The organism is Xenorhabdus sp. XBWT (assembly GCF_059072735.1).
Genome location: NZ_CM180990.1, coordinates 2,814,426 through 2,828,275, shown reverse-complemented (window position 1 = coordinate 2,828,275; position 13,850 = coordinate 2,814,426). Strand labels below are relative to the sequence as shown.

At 42.4% G+C, this 13,850-nt stretch carries 8 protein-coding genes; 3 read left to right on the top strand and 5 right to left on the bottom strand.

Annotation, left to right across the window (positions count from 1 at the left end):
- Window positions 1-73: 73 nt before the first annotated feature.
- The 5 genes from astE to AC5JQI_RS12305 all read right to left on the bottom strand — a co-directional run bounded on the left by astE (window position 74) and on the right by AC5JQI_RS12305 (window position 6,264).
- The gene (astE, locus tag AC5JQI_RS12325; protein ID WP_493912380.1) at window positions 74-1,090 is read right to left on the bottom strand and encodes a succinylglutamate desuccinylase; all 1,017 of its coding nucleotides are present in this window, start codon (window positions 1,088-1,090) and stop codon (window positions 74-76) included.
- A 12-nt stretch (window positions 1,091-1,102) separates the two neighbouring features.
- Window positions 1,103-2,446 carry an N-succinylarginine dihydrolase gene (gene astB / locus AC5JQI_RS12320; RefSeq protein WP_493912379.1) on the bottom strand — a complete coding sequence of 448 codons (1,344 nt, stop codon included), beginning with the start codon at window positions 2,444-2,446 and terminating at the stop codon, window positions 1,103-1,105.
- Window positions 2,447-2,448: 2 nt separating this feature from the next.
- Entirely contained in the window at window positions 2,449-3,933 is a 1,485-nt protein-coding gene (gene astD, locus AC5JQI_RS12315; RefSeq protein WP_493912378.1) for a succinylglutamate-semialdehyde dehydrogenase, read from the bottom strand.
- Between the two features lie 67 nt (window positions 3,934-4,000).
- Window positions 4,001-5,032: an arginine N-succinyltransferase gene (astA, locus tag AC5JQI_RS12310; protein WP_493912377.1), complete on the bottom strand. Its 1,032-nt coding sequence runs from the start codon at window positions 5,030-5,032 to the stop codon at window positions 4,001-4,003.
- Window positions 5,033-5,052: 20 nt separating this feature from the next.
- Complete coding sequence (locus tag AC5JQI_RS12305; RefSeq protein ID WP_493912376.1) at window positions 5,053-6,264, bottom strand: aspartate aminotransferase family protein; 1,212 nt, start codon at window positions 6,262-6,264, stop codon at window positions 5,053-5,055.
- Between the two features lie 964 nt (window positions 6,265-7,228).
- On the opposite strand from AC5JQI_RS12305, the gene AC5JQI_RS12300 reads away from it, so the two are divergent.
- From AC5JQI_RS12300 to AC5JQI_RS12290, 3 genes are all read left to right on the top strand, one after another.
- Window positions 7,229-7,915 (top strand): hypothetical protein, encoded by a 687-nt coding sequence (locus AC5JQI_RS12300; protein ID WP_493912375.1) that lies wholly within the window; start codon window positions 7,229-7,231, stop codon window positions 7,913-7,915.
- A gap of 421 nt (window positions 7,916-8,336) precedes the next feature.
- Window positions 8,337-9,962, top strand: a complete 1,626-nt coding sequence (locus AC5JQI_RS12295; protein WP_237386954.1) for a cyclic peptide export ABC transporter — start codon at window positions 8,337-8,339, stop codon at window positions 9,960-9,962.
- Window positions 9,963-10,565: 603 nt separating this feature from the next.
- Window positions 10,566-13,805 carry a non-ribosomal peptide synthetase gene (locus tag AC5JQI_RS12290; protein WP_493912374.1) on the top strand — a complete coding sequence of 1,080 codons (3,240 nt, stop codon included), beginning with the start codon at window positions 10,566-10,568 and terminating at the stop codon, window positions 13,803-13,805.
- Window positions 13,806-13,850 lie beyond the last annotated feature (45 nt).

Here is a 13,850-nt window from a genome sequence, read left to right as displayed (position 1 = left end):
TTTATATTTTTTGTCTTTCAAACCGCAGCCTTGTGAACTACAGCCCGAAATCGATTAGGTATATCTGGATTGATTACGTTAATTGCGCCAGCAATAGACCCGCCCGTAACCCAATAGCGACATGGGCATTAGGGAACAGAATAAAATTTGCAGGAGAGGCTATTTTCCAGGACTGATTATGCTGACTGGCAATTTCGAAACCTTCCGCCAAAACGGTAAAGTTTTTCGTATCCTCTGGGATATTCAGCCGGAAGCTATCATGTTGTTTGATAATCGCATCAACCACACGATAACATTTGAGCGCAGGTTTATTCCGTTTAACGACAAATGAACCCGCGACCAAATTCCGTAATGCTTCAGTTATGTTACTGAATCTTGCCAGATCGTTTTGCCCAAAAGGCAATGCCTTGCCTATCTCCAGTGTGCAACTGTCCGCATTGAAATGTTCGCTGGTAAAGTGGCTGAACGTTCCCCCCACTGCGTTATGAAATACCACCGCATCAATATCACTAGCTTCTAGCCCTTGTAAAAAATCAGCGGCATATTCACCTGTTTGGTACGGCAACAGAGCAAATTGCTCATGACAGGAACCTCGAATCGCTGTATGGAGATCAAGGTGCCTGAGTCTCTCTGACGCCATGATTGCGGGTTGGCTAAGGAATTGGTGGACAACTGCTTCCAGCTCTATCGCACGGCGTGTCTCATTCCCTGCCGGAAAATTTTTATGGCGACCGCCAAACATGCGGTTAAGATCATTATCGAGATACCGCAGACCCTCACGCATGGCAGGTAAATTACCGAAGATCAACAGGAGATTATGTCGTAACGGCAGGCTTCCCTGAGCCAGTTGTGACAATAGTTGAAGCAGTATTTCCACAGGCGCAGTTTCATTGCCATGTATTCCGGCTGAAATGATCAGCGTATCGGTATTTTTCTCCTGTGAAAGCGTTTGTGATTGTTTTTCTGGAACCGGCTGTTCTTCCGGAAATAACTGTAATACGCCTTCCGCTAACCAGGATGACTTGATACTTGGCGGAAAATACAAGGTATTTTCAATTTTGTTTTCAAGCAATAAATTCAGTAAATCCATCTCATCTCCTGATTAGTGCTGAAAATCATAGATTGAACCGAGTCTGAGGATTTGCGTCAGTTCATCAAGTGCGCTGTAAACTTCATTCAATAGCTGTGGATCAGCCAGATCAGCCGCATACAGAGAATCACGATAATGGCGTTCAATCCATGATGTCAGACGCTGATACAGTATTGGGTTCATCAGAACCGCCTGATTCACTGCTGCCAGCTCTTTTTCGTTCAAGACGACTCGAAGCCGCAGACAAGCAGGCCCTCCCCCGTTGTGCATGCTTTCCCGCAAGTCAAAGAAATGAAGTTTATTGATAGGCGAGTTTCCCCCTGCAATCAACTTTTGCAAATAGGCTGAAACATGATGATTTTGGCGGCACTCTTCCGGTAGAACCAGCATCATGTTGCCGTCGGGTTGACTCAGTAACTGGCTGTTAAAAAGATAGGATTCAACAGCATCCTGAATAGAGACTTGCTCTGTCGGGACTTCAACCGTCATTAATGTGTGTCCAAGCCGGGCCATTTTTTCCCTGAGTTCGATCAATACCGATTGTTGGTTCAGAAAAGCCTGCTGGTGATAGAAAAACACATTGCGATTGCTGACTGAGATCACATCGTTATGAAAGACACCACCATCGATGGCAACAGGATTTTGCTGGGCAAATACGGTTCCCGCTTCTTCAAGTTGATGTAAACGAGCAACAGCCTGACTGGCTTCCAACGTCTGCCTGGCGGGATAATGTTTAGGCCCAATGCCGTCCTGCAAGGCTTTGCGACCATAAACAAATAACTGCACACCCGCTTCACCATATTCAGAGCAAAAACGGTTATGATTCGCTGCTCCCTCATCTCCCCAATCTGCATGTTGCGGCAAAGGGTCATGGTGGACAAAACAATCCTGATCCGGAAAAACGGCTTTCAGCACCCGCGCAGTGGTCGTGCTTTCCAGTGAACGGTGCAGCTTGTTATTCAAGTTGGCCACAGTAAAGTGGACACGCTGGTCAGCACTATCAGCCGAAGGTGATACAGTTGCTGCATTGGCTGTCCACATAGAAGACGCGGAGCTGAGACCGGACAATAACGATGGTGAATATTGTACCGCCTTATTGAGCACTTGTTCGTCATTACCCGTAAACCCTAATTGCCGCAATACAGGAAGATTGGGGCGTTGTTGCGGGGGTAAAACCCCCTGTACCAGCCCCATATCAGACAACGCTTTCATTTTCATCAATCCCTGAAGTGCGGCTTTGCGGGGATTGGATTCCTGCCCCTTATGATTCATGGCAGCTTCATTACCTGTCGACAGCCCAGCGTAATTGTGAGTCATCCCCACCAGACCATCAAAATTTGCTTCAATTCCCGACATAATCACCTCTGACATCCTAAAAAACCCAGTCCCGGCGCCGGCGTTTCAGGTAACACCACATTGTCAGCCGTCAGGGAAGCCATCGGCCAGGCGCAATAATCCGCCGCATAATAGGCACTGGGGCGGTGATTCCCCGATGCACCGATGCCACCAAAAGGTGCCTTGCTGGATGCCCCTGTTAACGGCTTATTCCAATTCACGATCCCAGCCCTCGCCTCCTGCAATAACTTCTTGAACAGGCTGGCATCAGGAGAAATCAGGCCGGTGGCCAGTCCAAACCGCGTATCATTCGCAACGGAAATGGCTTCGTCGAAAGTGTCGTAACGTCTTAATGTCAGTAAGGGGCCAAAATATTCTTCATCAGGAACACTTTTGGCATTTGTCAGATCAATGATGCCCGGTGTCATAAAGGTTGAATGAGGATCGGGCTGAGTCAGGGGAAGTCGTGCAATTCCCCCCGTTGCCAACAATTTCGCCTGAGCTTCCAGCAGGTTTCCCACCGCTGCCAAAGAAATTACACCTCCCATAAAAGGCTGTGACTCGGCATCCCAATGGGCTGGAACAATCTGACTTGCGGCATCAAGTAACCGTTGGATCAGCGCATCACCTTTTGCCCCCCGTTTTACCAGTAACCTGCGGGCACAAGTACAGCGTTGTCCTGCGGAAATAAAAGCAGATTGAATAATGGTATAAACGGCAGCATCAAGTGAATCATAGTCATCCACAATCAAGGCATTGTTACCGCCCATCTCCAGCGCCAACATTTTTTCTGGTTGACCCGCCAGTACACGATGGAAGTGGAATCCCGTTGCCGCGCTGCCAGTGAACAGCACGCCGTCAATTTCCCGGTTTTCCAGCAATGCACCGCCAGTTTCCCTGCCTCCCTGAACCAAATTCAATACCCCGGCAGGTAACCCCGCCTTTATCCACAATTCCACGGTTTTCTCCGCCGTTACCGGCGTCAGCTCACTGGGTTTAAATACCAGTGTATTACCGGCAATCAATGCCGGAACAATATGCCCGTTAGGTAAATGACCGGGGAAATTATAGGGACCGAAAACCACCATCACGCCGTGGGGACGATGCTGCAATATTGCTTTGCCATCGGGCATAGTCGTTTCGGAATACCCTGTCCGCTGTTCCCATGCTTCAACGGAGATAGCAATTTTACCTACCATCGACTGGACTTCTGTCCGGGTTTCCCACAGTGGTTTGCTGGTTTCCTCACTGATCACGCGGGCAATGTTTTCTTTTTCCTGTGTCAGCAAATCAGCAAATGCCTGAATAATTGCAATACGTTGTTCAACCCCTAACCGGGACCACTCAGGAAATGCTTTGCGGGCTGATTGACAGGCTTCATCCACCTGAGAAGCAGAAGCACCATTTGCCTGCCATAAAACTCGCTGGTCAACAGGAGAATTTTTAATAACGGGCAGACCTTGCCCTGCTATCCATTCACCGCCAATGTAATTTGCCTGATGATTCATTATGAAAACCCTCAATTTTGCGAAAGCGCTTTTGTTCTTAAGCGCTTGCTCTTAATTGTGAAAGCGTTTAGGAGAACAGAGAAACAAAACGTACCGAATCGCCATCATCCAGATGGAGTGCCTCCATTTCCTCGGAGGTAAGCCGCAGTTCATCACTATCCTGAGGAGCAGAAAGATGCAGGAGAAGTGCCTTGAAATCCTGAAAATGCAGGTTAGAAACAATGTACGGCAGGCCATCCTGTGATCGGGACGCATTCTCGCTTCTTTTAACATGTACAAGCCGGCTGGCTTTGATTGTGCGTACATTATCTATCTCTGCATCCAGAATGGCACCGGCATCAAAAATATCCACCGCCTCGTGGTAAGCAAACCCCTCTTTTTCCAGAATGGCGCGCGCAGGCAAAGTATTTTCATGCACTTGTCCGATGGCTTGGCGCGCTTCTTCTGGCAACAAAGGGACATAAATTGGATGGAATGGCATCAGCTCTGCAATAAATGTTTTGGAGCCAAGCACTGTCAAATAATCGGCTTCGGCGAAAGGTACATTAAAAAAGTGATGCCCGAGTGCATTCCAGAAGGGAGATTCACCTTGCTGATCCACGACCCCGCGCATTTCCGCAAAAATGTGTTTTGAGAACAGGTGCCTGAACGCAGCAATGAACAGAAAGCGGCTTCGGGAAAGAAAAACACCATTGCTCCCCCCATGATAATCAGGGTCAAGGAACAGCGTACACAGTTCACTGCATCCAGTATAATCTTGCCCGACTATCAGCGTTTCAAATGTGTTGTAAATGCCTAACTCACGGGAGGAACGTACTGATCTTTGTACGCGGAAATTGTAGAAAGGCTCTTCCAGCCCGACCGCAACTTCCAGCGCACTCACACCAACAACACGATGCTTTTCCGTGTCTTCCAAGGTAAATAAAAAACCTTGTTGTGCCCGCCCCTTTGCATCGTTGAAAGAATCAATGCTGCGTGAAATCCGTGCCGCCAGATATTCCTGATTATTCGGTAACGTCGTCAGGCCAACGCCAGCACGGGACGAAAGATTGAGGATATCCCCTAAATCTTCATGTTGAACGGATCTAAATAGCATCATGGTATCACCTCAAATCGGCTTTATTCCTGAACAAATCGCTTGAGGGCGTTTTCAAGGTGGATGAAACCGTCATTGATATCCTGCGGTTCAATATTTAACGCAGGAGCAAAACGCAACACATCAGGGCCGGCAATCAGGGCAATTAATCCCTCCTCCGCAGCGATATTGGTCAGGGTTTTCGCCTTGCCCTGATATTTTTCATTTAGCTCAGCCCCCAGCAATAACCCTTTACCGCGGAGTTCACTGAAGATTTGATAACGTTGATTAAGCTCGGACATCCGACGGATAAACTCATGGTGGCGCTCTTGCACGCCAGCCAGAAATGCCGGCTGATTCACCAGCTCAATCACTTTATTGGCAACGGCTGCCGCCAGCGGATTTCCGCCGAATGTTGTGCCGTGAGAACCCGGCTGGAATGCTTCTGCGATATACTGCCTGACTAACATCGCGCCAACCGGGAAGCCGCCGCCAAGCCCTTTGGCAGTAGTCAGAATATCGGGTTCTACACCAGTTTCCTCATAAGCATACAAGTAACCGGTACGTCCGATGCCTGTTTGAATTTCATCAAAAATCAGCACTGCCTGATGTTGATCGCACAATTCACGCAATGCTTTCAAAAAGGCAGGGTCAGCAGGGATCACACCACCTTCACCGATAATAGGCTCAACAATCACGGCACAGGTGTTCTCTGAAATATGTGCTTTGATAGCATCAATATCGTTGTATGGAAGGTGGGTAATTTGTTGTGGCAGAGGAGCAAAGTCCTGAGAGTATTTTGGCTGGCCTCCGACCGTTACAGTAAATAATGTTCTACCGTGGAACGAATTTTCGAATGAAATAATTTCGCTTTTATGACTGCCATATTTATCCAAAGCATGTTTTCTGGCAATTTTTAATGCAGCTTCATTTGCCTCCGCACCGGAATTACAGAAAAAAACCTTATCTGCGAATGTATTTTCAACCAGAGCTTTTGCTAATTTTAAAATAGGCTCATTGGTGTAACCATTACCAATATGCCATATGTTTTCCATTTGAAATATTAATGTATTTTTTAATTCATCATTGGCATGACCTAATGAATTAACGGCGATTCCGCCTGCAAAATCAACGTACTCTTTCCCATCCTGATCCCATACACGAGAGCCTTTTGCCTTGACCGGAATAAATTTCGCTGGTGAAAAACAGGGAACCATGTACTGGTCAAACCAATTTCTTTGAATCGTGTTCGTCATTAGTTTTTCCTCAAGTAATTAGGATAAAAAATTAAATTCTATATTATTAAATATAATTTTTTATTAATGGATTCATTTAGATTATCTATTCGATGTTTTGATTAGTTTTCAATGATGCCTTTACAATAAACTCTCTTGTAATATCTTTTTTATCTTTTTTGATTGGTAATTAACCCCATAATCTCTTTGGGTTTTAACAAAGTCAATACAATAAAATCACAATGAATTTACTTTATGATGTTTTTCACAATTTATAAAAATGACTCTATTTTCAATTTATGCATCGTTTATGCATAAAAAGATAAATATAAGCAGATGCAGAACAGAAGCCAACCGAAATGAAGTAATTTTGTTCAATAGTTATTCATAAATCATGACCATAAATTATGGTCATGATCCAAAAAATATGTTTGCAATTAACAATTTTTACTCTGGACATCTATAATATTATTTAAAATCAAAAGATTAAATAAAATGATACCAAAAATAACTATCAGAGAACTGTTTTTTCTTACCGGATACAGTAACTGTTGAAAGGTGTGCTGGCTTCAAGCAGGTGATCTTATCAGCGATATTTTTTACACACATGCCAGTTATCACATTGTTCGTGAAAAGTACTTCAATAATATTATCTGGTGTGTTAAGTCAGTAGATTAACTGTACGTTAATATACACATCGTCTTTCAAGTGCAGTTTTGTTGGCTACGTTCATTTCCCTCAGTCAACACCCTGATTCAATAAAATTAAACAATTATGGCATTTCTATATTCCTCTTACTGAGAGGAGTAAGTAAGTGCCCCAACATTCTGAATGCTTATTTATTTGTTGAAACATTATTGAATACGGTTTTTTCTCAACCCACAAAACAATAGTAGAGAGTGAAAAAATAGATAACTTAAATTTATAAAATTTTATTTAATAAAATTACATTAATGTATTTTACATTATTATTGGAAGGTACATCATGATACTTAAATCAAAATTTTTCAGCATATTAGACTCAGGAATAGAAGGGCCACTGACTCGGCCCGCTTGCTATGGATCAAGCCTAGAAGTGGCACCAAGCACATTTAATGTTAAAGATTACATCACTATCAGAGAAGTTGGACATCAAGATGCTATATATTGTGTTAACAAAATAAGAACGAATATCATTAATGGTGATTGGCTTATAGAGCCGAAACAAACGGAAGAGTTAAATAAAGATCAGAAAAATTGGTATTCACGAGGTAAAATGACCTACAGATTACTTTGTGATATGAATGATATTATATACAGTAACTTTGACAGCATTTCAAATACAATAAATCATTATTTTTATGTTATGTTTTATCAAGAAACACCAATTGGTACATTGATGCTCACCAATGATTTTTTAAGAATCACAGAGCCGGCCAAAGTTCAGGATTTCATTATGCATATCGGTATAAGACGCTGTGGTATATTACTGATAGAGTATGCAGTAAATAAATCAAACGAACTAGGTAAAAATGGAAATATCCAATTGACGCCAGCACCCAATTCCAGAGATGTTTACCATGAATATGGTTTTAATTTTCAAGAAGGCCATATGTTATTAGAACCTAATCAAAATGAAAAATGGGGGGTTCGTAATGAAAAGTATTATTTTATGGCAGGTTGCAATTACTGATTACCTGATTTTTTCATTGGGTACTTCCTGTCATTCAATTTAATTACACCCAATGTATACCCATTGGATTTCAAGCTGAAGTTTAAAAGACGAAGTATATATTTATTATCTTACACTAAAATATAAAGTGGCTATCCAGCCACTTTATTGAACAAAAACAGCTAATTGATGATATAGCATCGTGATTATGATCGTATTTTTATTTATGTGTAAAAATATACCTAAGATAATTTATCTACTTAATTTAAGTAAGTTATCATTTGCATTAGAAAATAATTTTAATTGAAATTATATTTATTAATATTGCCGTGCTATAAATCACGCTTGCAGTTTGATAAGAAAAAAACAACCATAGTGGATTGTGTAGACAGATATATGAATTTTCATATTAATTATAACCTTTGACAATGGCTTGTTTTTTATGACTCTAATAGCTTATTTATATCGTCAATCTTGGGTATTACTGCTGGTATCGACAATAAGCGCATTAATTAGTGGGTTTGCCGGTGCTTCTATAGTTGGCATGATCAGCCAGGGTGTTACAGAACAGATCAACCTAACTATGTTTCTTTTAGGCTTTTTTGGTATGTGTTTTATATTTTTTATTACTAAAACAGTATCAGAAATCACATTATCTCATTTAGCACAATCTACGATTTATTCATTGCGTCTGAGTTTGAGTAGTAAAATTCTACGTGCCCCACTAAAAAAACTGCATAAACTCGGACGACACGGCTTATTGGCAGTTTTAACTAAAGATGTCGATGTATTTGTACACTCCTTTATGCTGGCACCCAGCGTTTTTGGTAATGTCACCTTAATCTTGGCCTGCTTTAGTTATTTAGCCTGGATATCCTGGGAACTGTTTGTCATTTTGGCTATATTAAGCCTTATCTCAATGTATCTGTTTTATATATGGGAAAAATATCCATTACACCTGATGACATTAATGCGTGATCAAGTGGATAAGATATACCTTAATTTCCAAAGCCTGATTGATGGAAGCAAAGAACTACAACTCAATAAACAGAAAGGCAGTCTTTTTATCGATAAAGTTATCGCACCAGCAGCTAAGGTATTCCAAGAGATCTGTATCAAAGCGAATTCCAACTATGCATGGGTCATAAATGCCAGTTCCGTCACATTCTATGTCACCATTGGCATCATCGTTTTTGTCGTTCCTATTTGGCTTCCTCAAGAGCCATCAACGCTTTTTACTGTCTCATTACTTGTTCTCTTCTTATCAGGTCCCATCAGTGAAGTGATTGGGGCAATCCCTGAATTAAGAGAAGCAGAAGTTTCATTGAATAAAATGCGCCGTCTTGACGATGAGTTAGAAGAAGCTATGTCCGTGCAAACTGAAAGTTCTAATCCATTCTATAACCAACACTCAATGGAACTTGAACTGAAAGATGTCGTCCACCATTACACGACGGATAAAGAGGATCGACAGTTTGCGCTCGGCCCATTGAGTCTGAAAATATCGCAAGGTGAAATTGTTTTTATTGTCGGTGGTAATGGCAGTGGTAAAACAACACTCGCGATGTTACTTATCGGTTTGTTTGAACAAGAATCCGGTTTTATTTCGCTAAATGGTGTACAGGTAACACCAGCTAACAATGAGCATTATCGTCAATTCTTTTCTGCTGTTTTTTCCGATTATCATTTATTCGAGCAATTGCTCAATAGTGATTCGGACGTTACCGAAAAAGCGACACATTATATTGAAGCATTAAACATGGGGCACAAAGTTAAAATCGTTGATGGTGGTTTTTCCACAACCAATCTTTCGGCAGGTCAACGGAAACGGCTGGCTTTAGTCTCGGCTTATCTGGAAGATCGTCCTATTTATCTGTTTGATGAATGGGCCGCAGACCAAGATCCCGTATTTAAACGTTTATTCTATACTGAATTGCTGCCTGAATTAAAAGCCAATGGTAAAACTGTCATCATTATCAGTCATGATGATGCTTACTTTGATGTTGCCGACCGTATTATTAAATTGGAAGATGGTAATATTAAAGAAATAAGCAATAAAATCCATTAATCCATTTGAAAATAAAATTAAGTGAAGCTCATCACAAAGAGCCTAATAATATAGGCTCTTATTTCACTTTCTATATCCAATGAATTTTGAGTTAAAACATGAAGGGAAAATCACCAGATCTATACCCATTGGATTTCAAGATGCAGCGTGACGGCAAGGAACAAATCCCCTGGAGCATAGATAACTATGTGACCGGGGTGAGTGAGCGCAGCCAACAAAGCTGCAACTTGAAAGACGACAGGTATAATAAAACTTAATACATAACACCCATAATAAAATTAGATGCGTTAGAAAAACATTATTAGAAATGTGGAATAAAATAATTTAATGTAAAATCATCTAATATCGTACAGAACCCAATTCCTTTCTGAACTGAAAAGGAATTGGGAAACACATTTAAAATAAGACTGTTCTTTTTTATTAGAATGGTCAGGTATTTTTATGTCGTTTGTTCTGGGTGTGCCAAAACTCCTTACTAACAGAAATAGATTATAAATCTATTTCGGAGAGTTATTTTTATTAGTTTAACTTCAAGTGTGATTTTTTGTTTTATCAGTTCTCATGTTTTTATTTTTAATATACCCATAAAAAGGGAGCTATAGAATGAATTACCCTGAAAAATTGAAATCATTTCCTTTATCGGAAGCGCAAAGTAGTCGCTGGTTTCAATATCAAATTGACCCTGACAAACGTGGTCAGAATAATAGTGCATTTTGTGTTCGCATTAAAGGCTTGACAGCCAAACGATTAGAAGAAGCTCTCAATAAATTGGTGCAAAGACACCCTCTGCTACGGGCCAGTTTTGGACTCCATAATGGTGAACTGGGCTATTGCATAGCAGACAGTTGTAAAATCACACTTGCAGTACATGATGCACAAAACCTCAGCGAAGAAACGCTTCAGCAATGTGTTCAGGACGACTGCTGGCATGTATTTGATTTGTCATATCCACTACGGGTTTATGCCAGTTGGTATCAGTACAATCAGCAAGAAAGCGTAATGGTGCTGACATTTGATCATCTGGCCGTTGATGGCTGGTCTTATTGGGTATTGCTGGATGAACTTGATGCTCTGCTGTCTGAAAAACCATTAGATCCTATATCAGAACATAGCTTTAACGATTATGTGGAATGGCAACAGAAATGGTTAAAAAGTGCCGGAGCCAAAAAACAACAACAATTCTGGCAAAATAAATTAGCCGGCAATTTAGCGGTTTCACAATGGCCCCCTAAAAACTGTACCAAACCCGCCACAGGAAAAACTTCTTTATATAAGAAAATCCCCCAATCCTTGGCAAAGAAATTGCAGACGCTGACACCAAAATATGACAACAGCTTGTTCGCCATCTTTCTTGCCGCCTATCAAGTTCTCCTGAATCGTTATACTGAACAGGATGACATTATTATCGGCTCTATTATGCCGGGCCGAAGCCGCGCTCGTTGGGGAAAACTGGTCGGTGAATTTATCAACCCCGTCGCCCTGCGCTGCCAAATCAACGATGAAATGTCAGTACAAGAACATATTACACAGGCCACAAGAACCATCCGGCGAGGTATTGAGAACCAGAAATATCCGTTCTCCAAGGTACTGGAACAACTGCAATTACAGCGTAATACTGAAGTTCACCCTGTTTTCCAGACAGTGATGATTTTTCAAAAAGCCAGATACGTTGATGACCTGCCCGAACTTTGGATGGCAGAAGATAACACAGTGACGGTGCATTGGGGTAACGCAGAATTACAGCCTTTCCCCCATCCTTACTACGCGGATGTACCCGTTCCATTGATGGTCAATATTCTGGAAGTCGATAATCAAATCCGTTATGCCTTTTATTACGATACCGCAGTATTTGATGCTGACTTCATTTCCCAGCTCATGCAGAACCTCTTGAACCTGTTAACGGCAATGGCAGATGACGAACAGCAAGCAGTTAATCGTTTGCTATTGATGGATGAGCAGGAACGCCAGCAAATTCTTCGTGGTTTTAATGACACCTATAAGCCTTTTCCGCAGCACATGTTGATCCACCAATTTGTTGAACAGCAAGCGGAATGTACTCCTGATGCAATTGCTCTGAGTTTTGACAATGAACAACTTAGCTACAGGGAATTGAACCAACGCGCCAACCAACTCGCCCATGCTCTTGTCGGTGCGGGAATTCACCCGGATGATCGCGTTGCCATTTGTATGGAACGCAGTCTGGATATGGTTATTGGCCTGCTGGGTATTTTAAAATCCGGTGCGGCTTATGTACCACTCGACCCAGAATATCCGACTGACAGACTTGCTTATATCCTGTCAGACAGTGAGCCAGTGATCCTGCTGACCCATCACGGCTTGCAAGAGCAATTGCCTGCAACCGAGATTCCTGTCTGGGTTTTGGATAATCCAACTGTTCAGGCCAATATCACCAGCGAATTAATCAATAATTTAGATGCTTCCCATTTAGGGCTGACATCCCGTCATTTGGCCTATGTGCTCTATACCTCTGGTTCTACAGGTCAACCCAAAGGGGTCATGAATGAGCATCGGGGTGTTGTAAACCGTTTGCTGTGGGCACAGGATACCTATCAATTATCCCCTCAGGATCGGGTTTTGCAGAAAACTCCATTCAGTTTTGATGTATCCGTCTGGGAGTTTTTCCTGCCCCTGATGTTCGGTGCTCAATTAGTGATGGCGCGTCCGGGGGGACATAAAGAGCCTTATTACTTATTGGAAGAAATAGAAAAACGCGGTATCACTACGCTCCATTTCGTGCCTTCCATGCTACAGAGTTTTCTCTATTACATTCCTGCCAAACGCTGCGATTCCCTGCGCCAGATTTTATGCAGCGGAGAAGCACTTCCTTATGCTTTGCAGCAGCAATGTCTGTCCCATTTTCCTCATAGTGAACTACATAATTTATATGGGCCAACCGAAGCTGCCATTGATGTCACCGCTTGGCAATGCGTTCCGGATCGCCATATCGGACAAGTACCGATTGGACACCCTATTTCCAATATTCAGATTTATATTCTCGATACACACGGGGAACCGGTTCCGGTAGGAATCGCTGGTGAAATTCATATCGGTGGGGTCGGTGTCGCCCGTGGCTACCTGAATTTACCTGAATTGACCGCAGAACGCTTCGTTGCCGATCCATTCAGTACCGATCCTGATGCCCGCCTGTATAAAACCGGTGATTTGGGACGCTGGTTACCTGATGGCAGCATCGCCTATCTGGGACGTAATGATTTTCAGGTCAAAATTCGCGGATTACGTATTGAGCTGGGTGAAATTGAGACCAGGCTGACCCAATGCACCGGCATTCGTGAAGCTGTGGTTATTGCCCGTGAAAATGAAACGGGAGACAAGCGACTGATCGCCTATCTGATCCCCGATAAAGATACTACACCCAGTATTTCTCAACTGCGCGAGCAGTTAAGCAAGGATCTCGCTGATTACATGATACCGAGCGCATTTGTCAGGATGGAAGCTTTCCCTCTTTCTCCGAATGGCAAACTCGATCGCAAGGCATTGCCTACTCCCGATCACTCAGCCATGTCAACCCAGGAATATGTGGCACCAGAAGGCGAAACCGAGGAGCAATTGGCTGCTATTTGGCAATCATTGCTGGGACTAGACCGGATAAGTCGCTATGACAATTTCTTCGAACTTGGTGGTCATTCATTGTTGGTTCTACAACTACAGTCGCAGATCAAGAAAACATTTGATGTTGGCTTATCCATTCATCAGCTGTTTTCACACCCGACTCTTTGTCAGCTTGAAGAATGCATTATCAACTCTCTATTAGAGCAATTTGATTCAGCGTCTCTTCAAGACATTTATAAATCAATGAATTAGGTCTTACTTTATTTGTTTTAAATGGTGATAAAAAATGAACAATAA